This window comes from Roseobacter sp. S87, from assembly GCF_055693285.1.
The window spans coordinates 3,462,345-3,479,429 of the sequence record NZ_JBVFTR010000004.1 but is presented as its reverse complement, the minus strand read 5'-3'; the positions used below and the strand labels follow the sequence as shown (position 1 = coordinate 3,479,429).

At 60.7% G+C, this 17,085-nt stretch carries 15 protein-coding genes and 3 pseudogenes; 13 read left to right on the top strand and 5 right to left on the bottom strand.

Annotated features, from left to right (window positions below; genetic code table 11):
* Positions 1 to 3: 3 nt before the first annotated feature.
* The gene (locus ACZ1HA_RS18020; protein ID WP_472714880.1) at positions 4 to 351 is read right to left on the bottom strand and encodes a DUF2794 domain-containing protein; all 348 of its coding nucleotides are present in this window, start codon (positions 349 to 351) and stop codon (positions 4 to 6) included.
* Between the two features lie 123 nt (positions 352 to 474).
* Here ACZ1HA_RS18020 and paaI point away from each other — a divergent pair, with 123 nt between their 5' ends.
* The 5 genes from paaI to ACZ1HA_RS17995 all read left to right on the top strand — a co-directional run bounded on the left by paaI (position 475) and on the right by ACZ1HA_RS17995 (position 4,501).
* Positions 475 to 915, top strand: a complete 441-nt coding sequence (paaI, locus tag ACZ1HA_RS18015) for a hydroxyphenylacetyl-CoA thioesterase PaaI (protein ID WP_472715348.1) — start codon at positions 475 to 477, stop codon at positions 913 to 915.
* Positions 912 to 2,210, top strand: coding sequence for a phenylacetate--CoA ligase PaaK (gene paaK, locus ACZ1HA_RS18010; RefSeq protein WP_472714879.1), 1,299 nt, complete (start codon positions 912 to 914; stop codon positions 2,208 to 2,210). The genes paaI and paaK overlap by 4 nt, the downstream gene beginning before the upstream one ends.
* Positions 2,211 to 2,314: 104 nt before the next feature.
* A complete protein-coding gene (locus ACZ1HA_RS18005; RefSeq protein ID WP_472714878.1) occupies positions 2,315 to 3,364 on the top strand; it encodes a methyltransferase domain-containing protein in 1,050 nt (349 codons plus the stop codon).
* Between the two features lie 194 nt (positions 3,365 to 3,558).
* Positions 3,559 to 4,128: a DUF2087 domain-containing protein gene (locus tag ACZ1HA_RS18000; RefSeq protein WP_472714877.1), complete on the top strand. Its 570-nt coding sequence runs from the start codon at positions 3,559 to 3,561 to the stop codon at positions 4,126 to 4,128.
* Positions 4,121 to 4,501, top strand: coding sequence for a GFA family protein (locus tag ACZ1HA_RS17995; RefSeq protein WP_472714876.1), 381 nt, complete (start codon positions 4,121 to 4,123; stop codon positions 4,499 to 4,501). The genes ACZ1HA_RS18000 and ACZ1HA_RS17995 overlap by 8 nt, the downstream gene beginning before the upstream one ends.
* A gap of 1,195 nt (positions 4,502 to 5,696) precedes the next feature.
* Here the strand turns inward: ACZ1HA_RS17995 and ACZ1HA_RS17990 are convergent.
* Together ACZ1HA_RS17990 and ACZ1HA_RS17985 are read right to left on the bottom strand one after the other, a co-directional pair.
* On the bottom strand, positions 5,697 to 7,358 hold the full coding sequence (locus tag ACZ1HA_RS17990; RefSeq protein ID WP_472714875.1) for a Y-family DNA polymerase: 1,662 nt from the start codon (positions 7,356 to 7,358) through the stop codon (positions 5,697 to 5,699).
* 91 nt (positions 7,359 to 7,449) lie between these two features.
* Complete coding sequence (locus tag ACZ1HA_RS17985) at positions 7,450 to 8,067, bottom strand: TetR/AcrR family transcriptional regulator (RefSeq protein ID WP_375229320.1); 618 nt, start codon at positions 8,065 to 8,067, stop codon at positions 7,450 to 7,452.
* 137 nt (positions 8,068 to 8,204) lie between these two features.
* Here ACZ1HA_RS17985 and mbfA point away from each other — a divergent pair.
* The 7 genes and pseudogenes from mbfA (at position 8,205) to ACZ1HA_RS17950 (ending at position 13,979) form a co-directional block, all read left to right on the top strand.
* Positions 8,205 to 9,178, top strand: a pseudogene (gene mbfA, locus ACZ1HA_RS17980) (iron exporter MbfA).
* Positions 9,179 to 9,209: 31 nt separating this feature from the next.
* A complete protein-coding gene (locus ACZ1HA_RS17975) occupies positions 9,210 to 10,139 on the top strand; it encodes an AEC family transporter (protein ID WP_375229321.1) in 930 nt (309 codons plus the stop codon).
* A 70-nt stretch (positions 10,140 to 10,209) separates the two neighbouring features.
* Positions 10,210 to 11,040 carry an S-formylglutathione hydrolase gene (fghA, locus tag ACZ1HA_RS17970; protein ID WP_472714874.1) on the top strand — a complete coding sequence of 277 codons (831 nt, stop codon included), beginning with the start codon at positions 10,210 to 10,212 and terminating at the stop codon, positions 11,038 to 11,040.
* The gene (locus ACZ1HA_RS17965) at positions 11,037 to 11,492 is read left to right on the top strand and encodes a YaiI/YqxD family protein (RefSeq protein ID WP_472714873.1); all 456 of its coding nucleotides are present in this window, start codon (positions 11,037 to 11,039) and stop codon (positions 11,490 to 11,492) included. The genes fghA and ACZ1HA_RS17965 overlap by 4 nt, the downstream gene beginning before the upstream one ends.
* A gap of 24 nt (positions 11,493 to 11,516) precedes the next feature.
* A complete protein-coding gene (locus ACZ1HA_RS17960; RefSeq protein ID WP_472714872.1) occupies positions 11,517 to 12,146 on the top strand; it encodes an HAD-IA family hydrolase in 630 nt (209 codons plus the stop codon).
* Positions 12,143 to 13,059: pseudogene (locus ACZ1HA_RS17955) on the top strand (ornithine cyclodeaminase family protein). Before ACZ1HA_RS17960 ends, ACZ1HA_RS17955 begins: the two are co-directional and overlap by 4 nt.
* A complete protein-coding gene (locus ACZ1HA_RS17950; protein ID WP_472714871.1) occupies positions 13,056 to 13,979 on the top strand; it encodes an alpha/beta fold hydrolase in 924 nt (307 codons plus the stop codon). Before ACZ1HA_RS17955 ends, ACZ1HA_RS17950 begins: the two are co-directional and overlap by 4 nt.
* On the opposite strand, the pseudogene ACZ1HA_RS17945 reads toward ACZ1HA_RS17950, so the two are convergent.
* Positions 13,976 to 15,216, bottom strand: a pseudogene (locus ACZ1HA_RS17945) (MFS transporter). The gene ACZ1HA_RS17950 and the pseudogene ACZ1HA_RS17945 sit on opposite strands and share 4 nt — an antisense overlap.
* Positions 15,217 to 15,349: 133 nt before the next feature.
* Here ACZ1HA_RS17945 and zapE point away from each other — a divergent pair.
* Positions 15,350 to 16,408, top strand: coding sequence for a cell division protein ZapE (gene zapE / locus ACZ1HA_RS17940; protein WP_472714870.1), 1,059 nt, complete (start codon positions 15,350 to 15,352; stop codon positions 16,406 to 16,408).
* On the opposite strand, the gene ACZ1HA_RS17935 is transcribed toward zapE, so the two are convergent.
* Positions 16,405 to 16,950, bottom strand: a complete 546-nt coding sequence (locus ACZ1HA_RS17935) for a hypothetical protein (RefSeq protein WP_472714869.1) — start codon at positions 16,948 to 16,950, stop codon at positions 16,405 to 16,407. The genes zapE and ACZ1HA_RS17935 overlap by 4 nt on opposite strands.
* Positions 16,951 to 17,085 lie beyond the last annotated feature (135 nt).

Here is a 17,085-nt window from a genome sequence, read left to right as displayed (position 1 = left end):
CGGTTACTCGACCGCGCGGATCAGCTTGCGTTCCAGAACCCGCAGCACCGTGCGCAGGTCGTGGCCGCGGCGCATGATCTGACCGTCCATGCCCACCACCGCATACATGCCCTGTTTGTCGCGCAGACGCGGGCGCTTTTCGATCCGGTAAAGCGGGTTTTCCGCCGTGCGGCGGAACACCGAAAACACGGCCACTTCTTTCAGGCACGAAATACCATAGTCGCGCCATTCGCCTGCAGCGACAAAGCGGCCATACAGAGACAGAATGACCGACAGTTCGGTACGGTGAAACGCAACCTGTTGCGGCGGCAGATGATGAAGATTGCCCTGAGGCGGCACCTGATAATTCATACCCCAGACTTGCGCCCTTCGGCCTGCAAATCAAGCCCCGTACGAAAGGATATACAGGTCGCAGGTGATATGTTACCGATTGAGTAACAGGGAGTGAAATCGGAAACACATATGCCAGAGCAGATGACGCCTGAAGAGCGCGCCCGGGCCTGTGCCCGCCTGATGCTGGAAAAAGATGCGGCGAGCCGGGCGCTCGGCATGACGATAGATGATGTAGCCCCCGGCCGCGCGCGGCTGTCGATGCCCGTGACGGCGGATATGCTGAACGGCCATGGGATCTGTCATGGCGGGTTTATCTTTACGCTGGCTGATTCCGCCTTTGCCTTCGCCTGCAATTCCTACAACCAGGTCGCAGTGGCCCAGCAGAACCAGATCACCTATCTCGCGCCCGGCCAGGCCGGTGATGTGCTGACGGCCTCTGCGACCGAGGTCTCCCGCAGCGGCCGCTCGGGCGTCTATGACGTCACCGTCACCCGCCAGAGCAACGAAACGATTGCCGTGTTCCGCGGCCTGTCCCGCACCATTCGCGGCCAGCATTTTCCGGAAGAGGGGGAACCCGCATGAAAGACCTGACACCAGAGCGCAGTTCCCTCGACCCGATCGAGATTGCCAGCCGTGACGAAATCACCGCCCTGCAGACCGAACGGCTGAAATGGTCTCTCACGCATGCCTATGACCACGTGCCCCACTACCGCCAGAGCTTTGATGCGGCGGGTGTGCACCCGTCAGATCTCCGGGATCTGTCCGACCTTGCGCGCTTTCCCTTCACGCAAAAGGCCGATCTGCGCGCGAACTACCCCTTTGGCATGTTCGCCGTGCCCCGCAACCAAGTCGCGCGCATCCACGCCTCCTCCGGCACCACGGGCCAGCCGACCGTTGTGGGCTACACGCAGAACGACCTGGCAAACTGGGGCGCTGTGGTCGCCCGTTCTCTGCGCGCTTCCGGTCTGCGGCCCGGCGACCTTTTGCACAACGCCTATGGCTACGGGCTCTTTACCGGCGGGCTGGGCATCCACCTCGGTGCCGACGCCCTGGGCCTGACCACCGTGCCCGTCTCGGGCGGGATGACACAGCGGCAGGTCCGCCTGATCGAAGATTTCCGTCCCGACGGGATCACGGTCACGCCCTCCTATGCCCTGTCCGTGCTGGATGAATACAACGCCACGGGCCTCGACCCGCGGCAGTCCTCCATGCAGGTAGGGATCTTTGGTGCTGAACCATGGACCAACGCCATGCGGCGCGAGATCGAGGACGCCTTCGACATGCATGCCGTCGATATCTATGGCCTCTCCGAGGTCATGGGGCCGGGTGTCGCCAATGAATGCGTGGAAACCAAGGACGGCCTGCACATCTGGGAAGATCACTTCTATCCTGAAATCGTCGACCCTGTGACCGGCGCACCGGTGGCCGAAGGCGAACAGGGCGAGCTGGTCTTTACCTCGCTCACCAAAGAGGCCTTCCCGATCATCCGCTACCGCACCCGCGATCTCACACGCCTGCTGCCGGGCACGGCCCGCTCCATGCGCCGGATGGAAAAGGTCACAGGCCGGTCCGACGACATGATCATCCTGCGCGGCGTGAACGTCTTTCCAACCCAGATCGAAGAGGCGATCATGGCCACCCCCGGCCTCGCCCCGCATTTCCAGATCGAGCTCACGCGCCCCGACCGGATGGACCAGATGCGCATCCTCTGCGAAGCTCAGACTAGCGCCGATACCAGCGCCGCCCGCGCCTTGACAGACCGGATCAAACAATCCGTCGGCATATCAGTAGAGGTCAGCGTCGGCCCACCCGGCTCCGTGGCCCGGTCCCAGGGAAAAGCCGTGCGCATCGTCGATCTCAGAGACGGCACTTCATAATCTGCTCTGAGTGTCCGGTAAAGCTCAACGTCCGTGTATTGACCCTCTGACTGCGCTGACAGAATATTGCGGCGCGCGCGAAATCATCATCTGGAACGGGTTCTATGGCAAAACAATTAGATCGTATCGAAGAACTGCGCCGGTACATCGACATCAGCGAAACTGGCATAGAAATCGCGCCCTATTGTACGCCGATCGCCGCCAGACGGGACGGCTTCAGAACCGTAAACATGGACGTTTTCGACACGGACGCGATTCTGGCGCGCGCATCCGGTGACAAATTCGTCGGCCCTTCCGAGCTTGAGCGGATCGAGGAGATCGACATTGTCGGGGATGCAAGCGAACTTGCCGCGCTGACCCGGGAACTGCGGACAAAACATAAGATCGGCTACATCGTATCATCTCACAACTTTGAACATCTGCCCAATCCTCTGAAATTCCTCAAAGACTGTTCCGAAGTTCTCAAGGATGGTGGTGTTCTCAGCATGGCTGTTCCGGATTACCGCACGTGTTTTGATCATTTCCGGTTTCCCACGAGACTGTCTGACTGGCTGGATGCGTATCACCGCCCGACACCTTTGCCTCTGTCGTCACGCATTTTCGAAACGCGCTGTGTTTACGCGGAATACTCTGATTTTGACGGCAAACACCTAGCGTACAATATGAACCGAGTACGGCCAGAGAAATTTGAACCCACGACCGATCTGAAAGAACAATATAGCGCCTATCTGGAACGCCTCGATGGATCTTTCGAGTACGTTGATTCCCATTTCAGTGCGATGTTTGGCGAAACCTTCGAGTTGATGGTGCGTGACCTGATCTATCTCGGGGAACTGGATCTCGAAGTGCTGGAGGTCTCCTGCACAATCGGACATGAATTCTTTGTCCATCTTCGCAAAGGCCGCACCACTAAAGAACCGGACAATGTCTTCTTTGAACGTCGCAGGGCTCTGTTGCAAGGTATACAGGCCGGACTGGGAACCGGCGCATTTCCTACTGTCCGGGCCAGACAGTTTCTGAGTCTGTCAGGTTTTTCCCTGAGCAAAATGATAGAACCGCGGTCCGTGCTGTGGAGGATCCTGGGTGTGGAAAACTATGCCCGGCTGCGGAAAATGAACGCAAGGCGGCGCGCGCGACGGCGCCGCGTAAACTGACACCACCGGGCAATTGCAGCACCACAGGTTTTTGTGTATGCACAGACCACGGTCGGCAGACACCGAGGCGTCGCTGCTCCACCCCGGAGCGCTAAACCTGCCATATCATCGAAAACGGCATCGCATCTGACAAGGGCACCGTTTCGTTAAGACAGCGACCGGCGAACCAGCATTCTGCCCGAAACGGATGAATGATGACCAAAACACCGATACCGCTGCGCGCGGATGACATGACCCATTTTGCGCGCGCCCTCGCCCGCCAGCTGGGGGATACCAGCCCCTCTCACCTGACCCTGATGAACATGCTTGCCCGTGCCGCCGGGTTCCAGAACCTGCAGCACATGCGCGGGGCCACGGCGGCTGCAAAACGTCTGGACCGGCCGGACGATACCCACCCGGCGGATGCGCGCCTTGTGGAACGGGCCCTGCACCAGTTTGACGCCGGTGGCCGGCTGATCCGCTGGCCCTCCCGGCGCGCGGTACAGACCCTTGCGCTCTGGGCGCTGTGGGCGGCGCTGCCCCCGGGCATCTGCCTTCGCGAGCATGACGTGAACGACATCCTGCGCCGCGAGCATTGCTTTGACGACCCGGCAACCCTGCGCCGCACGATGATCGCCAGTGGCCTGATGACCCGGAAAAAGGACGGCACCGATTACCAGCGGCTGGAACAGAAACCGCCTGCCGAGGCCACCGCCCTTATCCGCGCCCTGACCGCGCGCCGCCGTGCCCGCCCGGCAGAGGGTCAGGGAGCCGGACATGCATAAAGGATCCTGCCTCTGCGGTGCCGTCCGCATCACCGTCACCGGCGAGCTGCCGCGCCCGACCGCCTGTCACTGCACCGCCTGCCGCAAACAGACCGGTCATTTTGAGGCCTCCATCGACATCCCGCGCAGTGCACTCAGCATCACGGGCGGGGATCACGTGGCCTGGTATCATTCGTCTGAAAAAGTCCGCCGGGGCTTCTGCCGCACCTGCGGCTCGACACTGTTCTGGGACCCGCTGCACCACGACTGGACCGCCGTCGCCATGGGCGCCTTCGACGGTCCCACGGGCACCTCACTGGAACGGCACATCTTTGTGGACGACAAGGGCGACTACTACGACATCGCGGATGGCCTGCCCCGGAACCGCAGGTGACCTATGGTATGACGGGCTAAAGTCGCCGTTTACGCGATTCACTGAAAGGACCGGGATCAAGCCGAAGGTGCCGGTCCAACATGGGGCCTGTCCCGGCGGGCCTGATCTGGCCCGGCTTCTTTGCTGCGATGGGGTGCGGACAAAGCAGGTTTTCTGCCTCCGGCCTTTGATCTGACATACACCGCGCAGATCAAAGCGGCCGCGCGACAGGCACTGTCGTGCCGCGCCGTTCCGCCCCCACGGGGCGGCGCGATTGCGCCACCCCCAGGAACGGCGCTTCAGCCGAACGGTCGGATGTCTCTGGTATCAGGGCAGAGGATGTGGGATCTTCGCCCTTCGCTGGCGCAATGCCTGATGCCGTCCCCGGATCAGACAGCCGTCTTTGATCTCAACTGTCATAGTTCATCGAATACGACGTTCAGAAATAAAATCAGTTGCTTTGCGAACGCAGCATCTTTGCGAACCTGACGCCACGATCACCTGTTCCTGGGATGACGGTACGAAGTTTCCACGCCAATCGGCACCAGGACAGGCCAGTAAAGATAAGTACCAATGTTGACGAATACGGCCCAGGGATAGTCAAAGCGGGGACCAACTATGAAAACCCCAACGCACGCGATCGGAAGCCAGCAAATAAGAAAAACCAGAACGCCTCTCGAAAAATCTGACCACGGGACTTTTTCATTTTCTGTCTCCGCTTATGGGTTTCTCTGATTTCAATAGCGCATGTTCTTTTGCAGCTTTTCGAAAAATCATGCGAGAATGAGATAAGTCGGATCCGACCCTATCCGCGCTGGCGGGTTTGACAAGGGTCATGCCTGTTGCCTCGGCGCCGACTGTGCCACAAGTCTCAGTCGTTAAATTTTGCCAAAAAATTGTTAACGCCACACTCAGACCCGCCCGGAGTCCCAGCAGCCTCCAAACCCTCTGGCTTTCAGGATGTGGCCAAAGTGTGCTCGCCCTGTCCGCTTAAGAGTTCTGCAGCGATTTCCGTCCTGCGCCCGCCTGCCACATACCCCCGCCAATTGGTTAACATCCGTCCCCGTACGGTTTGTTAACCAGGCTCTGATCGGTGTGATCCACCGACGGAATACCGACAAAATACCGACGTTATACCGACGTGGCATTTCCCTTGTTTTTATGGGTTAACCCGCGCATGCGGCCCCGGGGCCCCACCCGGCACCGTGCGCTGCGTTTACGCAAATGCGCCGTGACAGAACCAGCCTGACGACATCGTTCCCCCGTGTCCGTAAAAGAGCCACAGCCGCTGGCCGTCCTCGGTATCGGTGACCCAGTAGTCGCGCACGCCCGTGCGCCAGTCTGGGTCATCCAGCCACCATTCCGGGGCCAGCCGTTCCGGGCCTGTCGCCCGCCGTCGCCGGAGCGTCTGCCCCCGCCAGCGGAACGTCTGTGGTACCTGCGGAGTATCCGGCGCCCCCACCGGTTCCGGCCGCCACATCAGCAGCGGGCGCGGCGTCGGCGGGCGGCGCCATTCCCCCTCATGCGGGGCCGACCAGGCCGCGGCCATGACCTTGCTTGTTTTTTCCGGAATATGGCTTTCCGCCGGGTGCAGGCGTGCCACCGCATCCAGCCCCACACGCGCGCCGATCCGGCCAATCAGGTCATCCATCGCGGTGTTGCTGGCCAGCCGCCGGTTGACCGCCTGACCTGCATCCAGATGCCCCACAGCCCGGCGGGTGTGCAGCGGCTCTGACTGCACCGCTTCCAGCCGCAGCATGTCGATGCCAAAGCCTGCGTCGATGTCCTCCAGCTTCATGGCCAGCAGCGGGCGGATGCGCTCCGGGTCATGGGTTGGCCGCGCAAGGCCCGCCTCCGCTGACTGAATGTCATGATCGCTGCGGAATGCCTGCAGACGCACCCGGCGCGCGCCCCGCCCCCTGTCCCGTAACTGTTTGCAAAGACACGGTAAAAGGCGGTCGATGCCGGCCAGAATATCTGCTTCAAGCCCAATAGGTTCCGGCAGCGTCAGGCGCACCGCGAAATGATCCGGCGGCTTTGCCGGAGAGACCGGTTCGGGTGCGGACCCCATCGCCTGGTCCATCCGCATCACAAGCCCACGTCCGAAGCGGCGCGCCAGGGACGCACGCGGCTGGCCCAGCAGGTCTCCCACACGGCGCAGGCCCAGCCGGGCAAGCTGTTCTGCGACACCCTCTTCAAGGCGCAGCGCTGCAACCGGGAGCGGGCTGAGCGCCGAATAGTTCTGCCCGGGGGCAGCAATCGGATGCACCTGGTCCTGCCCGCCCGGGGTATGCACAGGTGCAGCGCCCCCCTTTGTCCAGTGCCGCCGTTTGCCCGCGCGGGACCGGGTTGCCCGCGCTTCCTGGTCGATTGCATCACCGGATCTGTGCGACCCGGCGGTCCGGCCGGCAAAGCGCGCCAGCGCCCATGCGGCACCGCGTGTATCCGCAAGCCCCATGCGCACAGCAAGACCCAAATCACTGCAGTCCTGACGTACAACGCTCAGCAAAGACGCCTCACCTCCGAAAAGATGTGCACATCCGGTCAGATCCACCACCAGCGCGTCGTCACCTTCGGTGGCCACCCAGGGACTGAACTTGCCGGCCCAGCGCTGCAGAACGGTCAGAAAAGCCGCCTCGGCCTGGTCGTTACGGGCCCGTGTCACCAGCCCGTCGCACATGGCATGCGCATCCCGGACGGGCTGTCCCGGCCTGATCCCCCTGACGGCGGCAGAAGCATTCACAGAAGTCACAAGCTGCGCATTACTGACCTCCTGCACCACAGCAAGAGGTATATCCTGCAGCTGCGGATCCAGCCGCATCAGCCGGTCAGCCCCCAGTCGCGGGAACCATAAAGACAGAATTCGCCGATCAGTCATTGTGGCAGCAAGGACCCCGGAATCACCTTATTGTTCATATTTTGTTCTTAATATATCTATCCCTCAGATCAGGCCCTGTCGAGTCTGCGGATCAGGTTCCGTAACGCGCCAGAAACGTCTCGACTGCCGCCGCCACAACACGGTCAATCTCGTCCGCGGACACCGTCCGGATCACACCGAAAATCAACCGTGGCCAGACATCGGCTTTGCACAGCTCTCCAAACTGATCGGCTGCAAGGATACAGTCATCAATCCGCAGCTCCCCACGGGCCTGCGCCCGTTCAAAATACGCGGCCATCTCTGCACGGAACACCGCAGGTCCGGAATCGTAGAACCGTTGCCCAAGCTCCGGGAACCTGTCGGATTCCGCCACACAGATCCGGAAAATCTGTTGACCGAACCGCGATGTAATGAACGTCAGAAAATGCCGCCCGGTCTGGGTCAGAACGTCCTGTGGCTCACCATCCATATTGATGCGGTCCAGCGCATTCCGGGACTGGCGCTGGCACTCACTGCGCGCAACTTCCAGAAAGAGCAGTCTCTTGTCCGGGAAATAGCTGTAGAGCGTGGCCTTGGAAACGCTGGCCACCCGCGCAATTTCATCAACGCTCGCGCCCTCAAAACCATCCGCCATAAAGACCTGACGCGCGCCTTCCAGCACCTGGTCAAACTTCCGGCCCTTGCGGATGAGTTCTGCTGTTTCGGTCATTCTGCCTCCGGAATTGCCAGTCCACAATATAAACCGATCGGTTCATATCCAAGAGGAAAGCGGAAAAATACCTGAATTGTTCATTGAACATGGAACCGAATAACCTTAGAATCATTCTAAAGTATCCGGAGATCTCTATGCGTTTCTCGTTGTCCCGAAAACGGTTTTCCGACCTTACAGAACAGGAAATCCTGGCACTCGCGATCTCTTCGGAAGAAGACGACGCCCGCATTTACCGCGGTTATGCAGAGACTCTGCGTGCGGATTTCCCGGGCAGCGCAAAGGTCTTTGAGGGCATGGCTGCCGAAGAAGACCAGCACCGCCAGCGTCTGATTGACCTGCATACGGAGCGCTTTGGCACTGTCATCCCACTGATCCGTCGTGAGCATGTCGCGGGCTACTACAACCGGCGTCCGGTCTGGCTGGTTGAAAACCTCGGTCTGGAGCGCATCCGCACCGAAGCGGAAGCGATGGAGCGGGACGCAGAACAGTTCTACCTGCGGGCCGCCGCCAATACGACCGATGCCGCGACCCGCAAACTGCTGGGCGATCTCGCCGCCGCAGAGGCCGGTCATCAGACCACAGCAGAGGAGCTCGAGGAACAGCATCTGAGCGACGACGCCCGTGATCGCGAGGAAAACGCCGCTAAAAGACAGTTCATCCTGACCTGGGTACAACCGGGCCTCGCGGGATTGATGGACGGATCGGTGTCGACCCTCGCACCGATATTTGCCACCGCTTTCGCCACGCAGGACACCTGGACGACCTTTCTGGTTGGTCTGGCGGCTTCGGTGGGCGCCGGCATTTCCATGGGCTTTACCGAAGCCGCCTCTGACGATGGTCAGCTGTCGGGCCGCGGCTCTCCGGTGAAACGGGGGTTGCCTCCGGCGTCATGACGACTGTGGGCGGGCTGGGCCACGCGCTGCCTTACCTGATTACCGATTTCTGGACGGCGACTGTCATCGCTATCATCGTGGTGTTCGTAGAACTCTGGGCGATTGCATGGATCCAGAACCGGTTTATGGAAACGCCCTTCTTCCGTGCTGCATTTCAGGTCGTCATCGGCGGTGCACTGGTCTTTGCAGCGGGTGTTCTGATCGGGTCGGGTTGATATCACCCCCCGTTCCGGGCAGACCGGGAACATGATCGACATTTTCCTCAAGACCCTGCCCTTTTTCGCGCTGATCGGGCTGGGATACTGGGCGGGCTACACCCGTTTTTTCACGGCAGAAGCCACCGCCTATCTGACGAAATTCGTTTTCTACTTTGCGCTGTCAGCGATGATCTTCCGGTTCACATCGAATCTGGAACTGTCCGATGTCTGGGATACGAACCTTGTACTGGGTTATCTGGCGGGCACGGTTGCCGTTTACCTGATCGCAACAGCCGTCGCCGTGATGCGGGGACAGAGCATGGAGGTATCTGCCGTTGAGGCCCAATGCGCCGTCATTGGCAATGTCGGGTTTCTGGGCATTCCGATGCTCACTCTGCTGCTGGGTGAAGCGGCCATCGGACCGGTCGTGATGACCGTCAGCATTGACCTGATCGTGTTCTCCGGCCTGATCGTTATCCTGATCACCCTGTCGCGCGAAGGGCGTCTGAGCCTGCGGACCTTCCGCACGGTCGGGCTGGGACTGGTCCGCAACCCGATGATCGTTTCTGTCATTGCCGGGCTTACCTGGGCTGCGCTGGAACTGCCCATACCGGCCCCGATGAACGATTTTCTGACAATCCTCGGAGCCGCAGCCACGCCGGGCGCGCTGTTTGCTATTGGTGCCTCGCTTGCGGGCAAATCCGCTGAACGCCTGCAGACCGCTCTGTGGCTGACGTTCTGCAAACTGGGGTTGCATCCGGTCATGGTTGCCGTTGGCGTTTTGTGGCTGTTTCCGGTTGATCGCTACACCGCCACGGTGGTCATATCGGCCGCAGCACTGCCGGTGGCCGGGAACGTTTACATCCTGGCACAGCACTACGGCGTGGCGCCACAGCGGGTCTCCACCGCGATACTTGTTTCAACCATCATCAGCATCGTGACCGTCAGCGCGGTGATCGCGTGGTTCACAGCCGCCTGAGCAACGGGGCTTGCCGCAGGGCCGCTGAGGCATTAGCCACGGATGAGACATGCGATCAGGGAGAGCCACTATGAAAACCATCTCGGAAAATGCCTGCTTTGGCGGCACCCAGGGCGTCTACAGCCATGCGTCCGAAAGCTGCGCCTGCGAGATGACCTTTGCGCTTTTCCTGCCCGCCGAAGCAAAGGACGGCCCCGTCCCGCTGCTGTGGTTTCTGTCCGGGCTGACCTGCACACACGAAAACGCCATGACCAAAGCCGGGGCTCAGGCCTGGGCTGCGGAACAGGGGATCGCGCTGATATTCCCGGACACCTCCCCGCGCGGCGATGATGTTGCCAATGACGATGCCTATGATCTCGGCCAGGGGGCCGGATTTTATGTGAACGCCACCGAAACGCCCTGGGCTCCGCATTTCCGCATGTGGGATTACATCACCGAAGAGCTGCCCGCGCTGTTGGGATCAGAATTTGCGCTCGATATGGAGCGCCAGGCCATCACCGGGCATTCGATGGGCGGACACGGCGCGCTGACCATGGCGATGTCGCTGCCCGGACGCTTCCGCTCCGTCTCTGCTTTTGCGCCGATTTCCAATCCGACAGCCAGTGACTGGGGCCGCAAACAGTTCACCGCCTATCTCGGCGCCGATGAGGCGTCCTGGGCCGCCCATGATGCAACGGTTCTGATGCGCGAAAAAGGCTTCGACGGGCCCATGCTGATCGACACCGGTACCAGTGATCAGTTCATTGACCTGCTGAAACCCGAGGCCTTCGCAGAGGCCGTGAACACGCGGCGGCAACAGGCCACCCTGCGGCTGCAGCCCGGCTACGATCACAGCTACTTTTTCATTTCGACCTTCATGGAAGAACACGTCGCCTTTCACGCAGACGCACTCTGGGCATGACTGCGCTCTACATTGATGCGGATGCCTGTCCGGTCAAAGCGGAAGCGGAGAAAGTCGCCACCCGTCACGGCGTAAAGATGTACGTGGTCTCCAATGGCGGGCTGCGCATGTCGCAGAACCCGCTTGTCGAGACGGTCATTGTGCCTGACGGCCCGGATGTCGCGGATATGTGGATCGCAGAACGCTGCGGGCCGGGTGACGTGGTTGTCACCGGTGATATTCCGCTGGCCGCGAGATGCGTTGAAGCGGGTGCCCAGGTCCTCAAACACAATGGCGAGGCGCTGACCCAGGCCAACATCGGGAACGTTCTGGCGACGCGCGATCTGATGGCCGACCTGCGGGCTGCAGACCCGTTCCGGCAGGGCGGCGGCAAGGGTTTCACCAAATCGGACAGGAGCCGGTTTCTGAATGCGCTTGAGCAGAGCTTGCGCAAAGCCCGGACGCTGCGTTAGCTGTTGCAGAAAAGGAGAGCGGATATGAGCAGTCCAAAGCCGGAAGCCGTCATTTTTGACATCGGGAACGTTCTGATCGAATGGCAGCCCGAGCGGTTTTACGACGCCACGATCGGCGAGGACCGCCGCCGCGCGATGTTTGACGCGGTGGATCTGCACGGCATGAACGAACTGGTCGATCTTGGGCATCCGTTCACAGAAACCATCTATGCGGCCGCAGACAAAAACCCTGACTGGCGCAACGAGATCCGCATGTGGCATGACCGCTGGATTGAGCTCGCCACGCCGGTCATCGACCATTCCGTACGCCTGATGAAAGCGCTGCAGAACAAGGGCGTTCCTGTCTTTTCGCTGACGAATTTTGGTGTGGAAAGCTATGATTATGCTGCGACGCACTATCCTTTTCTGCGCGACTTTGACCGCGATTTCATCTCCGGGCACATGCGCATGACCAAACCCGATCCGGCGATCTACACCAGCGTCGAGGCAACGTCGGGCCTGTCCGGCAACGCGCTGCTGTTTGCAGATGACCGGACCGACAATATCGCCGCGGCACAGCAGTTTGGCTGGCAGACACATCTGTTCGAAGGGCCACAGGGCTGGGCAGACCGCCTTGTTGCCGCGGGTCTTCTGACAGATGCCGAAGCCGCATGACACCGCCGTTCATTTCCTTTGATCAGGGGGATGCCCTGCTCGACTGGATCGGCCTGACCGACGCGCTGGCCGCTGGTCACCGGATGCCACGCGCAGAGATAGCGGATACGTTTCTGTATCGCGGAGACGACACACTGCTGAACCGGGCGGCATGGATTGACGGGCTCGGTCTTGCGGTGAAATCCGCGACTGTGTTTCCCGGCAATGATGGCACAGACGTCTCGACCATCAACGGCGGCGTCACGCTTTATGCGGATGCGACCGGTGTGCTTGACGCGGTGATCGACTTTCACCTGGTCACAAAGTGGAAAACCGCCGGTGACAGCCTGCTGGCCGCACGGCGTCTGGCGCGGCCTGACAGCAAAAAATCCTCATCCTCGGCGCGGGCACACAGGCAAGAGGCCTGCATGCCGCCTATGCCGCGGCCTTTCCCGACGCCGGGTTCACGATCTGGAACCGCACCCGCAGCAGGGCGGAAGCGCTTGCCGCAGACCTCGGGAATGTTGCGGTCGCAGAGGACCTTGAGACGGCCGTTTCAGCCGCCGACATCGTGACCAGCGCCACAATGACCACGGAGCCGGTGCTGCGCGGCGACTGGCTGCAGCCTGGTCAGCACATCGATCTGATCGGCGCTTATCGCCCGGACATGCGCGAAACGGATGATACCGCACTGCGCCGCGCGCGCGTCTTTGTCGACAGCCTTGAGACGACGGTGGGGCACATCGGCGAGCTGAAGATACCCATTGAAGCGGGCACATTCGCAGCGGCGGATATTGTCAGCGATTACTACACGCCCGAAAAATTCAGACGCGGCTCCGACGACGAAATCACGCTCTTCAAAAACGGCGGTGGCGCTCATCTGGACCTCATGACCAGCCGCTACATTCTCGACCAGTGGAGGGCGCACCAATGATGTGGGCATATCTGATCCTGGCCGCCGTGATCGCCACACCGCTGATCATCGAGGCCACGCGCAAAAAGATGACTGACGCCGCGCGCCAAGAGGCACCCGGACAGTTCGCACAGCTGTCCGACGGCGTGACACACTACCGGTGGTGGGGCCCCGAAAGCGGGCCTGTCGCTGTCTGTATTCACGGGCTGACCACACCCTCTTTTGTCTACGAAGGCATCGCAAAGGGGCTGAGCCAGATCGGTTTCAGGGTCCTGACCTATGATCTTTACGGCCGGGGTTATTCCGACCGGCCCAAAGGAACACAGGACGTCGCCTTCTTCCGCAGACAGCTGAGTGAACTGTTGGACCATGAACGTATCGACGACGATATCACTGTTGTAGGTTATTCGATGGGTGGTTCAATAGCAGCAGCCTTTGCTGCCGCAGAGGCCGTCGCGATCCGGCAGGTTGTGTTGCTGGCACCCGCCGGAATGACGGATCTGTCGGGTAACCTGTTCCGCCGGATGATGACCTGGCCGGTGATCGGCACCTGGCTGGCGCTTGAATTCTACCCGAACATTCTGCGCAAGGGCATCGCCGCCGAACGAAAGCTTCCCGGGGCAAGCCAACGCATCGCCGATCTGCAGGAGGCAGAACTGAACTGGCGCGGTTTTGTGACGGCCGTTGCAGCCAGCCTGCGCGGCATTCTGCGCGAGGATCTGCGTCCCGCGCATGAAACCCTGCAGACCGAAGGTGTTCCGGTGATGGCCATCTGGGGCCGGCAGGATGATGTCATTCCCATTACGGCAGCCGACCGTCTGGTGGAATGGAACCCTACGGTGCAGACGGTGATCTTTGATGATGCGGGACACGGGCTCACCTATACCCACGTCACCACGGTGCTGGACCACATCCACGAATTTACCCACCAGAGCGGTTAGGCTGTTCTGAGCCCTTCAAGGCGACGTTCCCGGATCGGCAGGTGGATGATGGCGCTGAAGGCACCGACACCGACGCCGATCCACCAGACCAGCGTATAGTCGCCGTATATGTCGTACATCCGGCCGCCCAGCCAGACGCCCAGAAAACTGCCCAGCTGGTGGCTGAGAAAGACTATTCCATAGAGCGTGCCCATGTAGCGCAGGCCATAGATATGCGCAACCAGACCCGAGGTCAGCGGAATAGTGGCCAGCCAGAGCGACCCCATCGCAATCGAGAAAAGGATCACGGATTCCGGTGTAATCGGGAACATGATGAACAGGGCGGCAACGACCGTCCGGCCGGTATAGATGCCCGCAAGCAGGTACTTTTTGGAATACCGTTTGCCCAGCCAGCCGGCCATCAGCGTACCGCCGATATTGGCAAATCCGATCAGCGATATCGCCACAGCGCCCAGTGCGGAGGTTGTGCTGATCCCCATGTTGTCCAGCATACCGCCCAGCATGATGGGGCCGCACAGCTCTGTCACGAAGGCCGGGAAGTGCGCTGTGATAAAGGCAATCTGATAGCCGCAGGAAAAAAGCCCAGCCAGATCAGCGTGTACGACGGGTCGCGGAACGCCTTGACCAGAATTTCACCGAGGCTTTCGTCGAGTTCTGATTTGCTGGCCATCGCGGGGGCGCGCATCAGCGGCAGGGTCAGCAGCACCGCCAGGATTGCCGCAGCAAACAGGACAAAGACGCTCTGCCAGGACATCACCGACAGCAGCCATTCTGCAACCGGCGGTCCGAATATTTGCCCGCCGCTGCCTGCCGCGGAAACGATTGCCAGCGACATAGAGCGGTTCTCGTCAGATGCCGCACGTCCAACAACGGCCAGGATCACGCCAAAGCCCGTGCCCGCGATGCCAAAGCCAAGCAGCCAGGCGTAGAGCTGATGCTCCAGCGGTGAGACCGAATTTGCCGTCAAAACGAGCCCAAGCGCATAGACCACGGCCCCCAGAATAATTGCTTTCCGGTCACCGATTTTTTCGGCCAGCGCCCCGAATAATGGCTGACCGACGCCCCAGGCGAGGTTCTGGATCGCAATCGCCAGAGAGAATTCAGCGCGCAGCCACCCAAATTCGTCTGCAATCGGAATCTGGAATACGCCAAACGTCGACCGGATCGCAAAACTCATCAAGATGATGACGATGCCGACAATCAGAACCGGGGTAAAAAGGGGCGCACGCGCGGACATATGTTTTCTCCTGCTCAGGGCGACCGTAGCCAAAGCAACTGCGGGGTCAATTCAGGAGTTTTTACGCATCCATCACAAACCGTTATGCGGCCTGCCTCTTTTCCCGGCGCGGCGCGCAGGATATGCCGGAGATATGGATACCCTGCTCGACATTTACACGCGCATGACAGACGACGGTTCGCTGCAGCCGGATCCGGCACAGATCGCCGTGCTGCCCGAGTTCGAACGGATCCGGACAGCACTCGCAGCCCCGGTGAAAAAAGGTTTCTTCCGCAAGGCACCGGAGCCGCCAAAGGGGCTCTACCTCTGGGGCGGTGTGGGTCGCGGAAAATCCATGCTGATGGATTTCTTTGTGGATCATCTGGGCGACGTGCCTGCGCGCCGCGTGCATTTCCACGCTTTCATGCAGGAAATCCATGCCGCCATGCACGAGGCCCGGAAAACGGGTGTCGAGGATGCCATTGCACCGGTAGCCGCAGAAGTTTCTGCATCGGTGCGTCTGCTTGCCTTTGACGAAATGCAGATCACGGACATCACCGACGCCATGATCGTGGGACGCCTCTTCGAAGCGCTGTTTGCGGCCGGCGTGGTTGTTGTGACAACCTCGAACCGCATTCCCGATGACCTGTACAAGGACGGCCTGAACCGGGACCTCTTTTTGCCCTTTATTGCCCTGATCGGCGAGAAAATGGTGATCCACGAACTGGTCAGTCCGACAGACTACCGCCAGGACAGGCTGGGCGGGCAGCAGGTCTATTTCACACCGGTCAACAGTGAGAGCCGCGCCGCCATGAACGCCGTGTGGGAAGACCTGACCGGCGGACCCGCGGCACCGCTGATCCTGCGCGTCAAAGGGCGTGAGGTGGAAATACCCGGCTTTCGCAACGGTGTGGCCCGCGCCCGGTTTCACGATTTGTGTGGACGGCATCTTGGCCCCGCGGACTATCTCGCGCTGGCTGATGCCATCCGGGTTCTGGTGCTGGATGATATCCCGACGCTGTCGCGCAACAATTTCAACGAAGCAAAGCGTTTCGTTACGCTGATCGATGCCCTGTATGAGGCGCGCGTACGACTGATCTGCTCGGCGGCGGCAAAACCCGAAATGCTCTATGTCGAGGGCGAGGGAACCTTCGAATTTGAACGCACGGCATCGCGTCTGCGGGAAATGCAGTCCGAAGGCTGGGGTCGCTAACCGCGCGCGTCATCCAGAAACGCGGCCAGCAGACGCGTTGTGTCCGGCTGACCATCAGGCATCAGAAGTGATTCCGGCAGGGTAAAGGCACCGTCCCGGTACCCCCCGGCTACAGCCGCATGGATGTATGCGTCACTCTGCCGGGCCGCGAGCATGCGCACCAGAAGAGTATGCAGACGGTCGTCCGCAGCAGCGACATGGCCAAAGCTCGAAAGTACATTGCGCACGCGGGTGTTCAGATCATGTGCCCCGGCATCCCTGTCCGTCAGCCGCAGAGGGCGCGACATCCGGTGGCTCACCGGTGACAGTTGTGGCGCGGCAAGCGCAGGCGGCGCTTCAATTGTCAGGAGCGATACATCCGCGCGCGTCACAGCCGCCCCACCCTGCGCATCCGGCAGAGCGATCACGCCTGCGCCTGCGACCAGTGTCAGACCGGCAGCCAGCGCCAGCCCGGCAAACCAGCGCCGCCGCGATACAGCAGGCCGAAACGACCCGCGCGAAAAACCGCGCGCCGACCGAAATGTCCGGCTTTCAGACCACATGAATGGTACCCCCCACAGGCACATTTCCCGCCCTGCGAGAAATGCCGCAGACCCAGGCGAGCAAGATATAGACGCCTGATCTCGCACAGGGTCAATATCGCCATGCGGGAACTACATTTTGTGGCTAAAAGGACT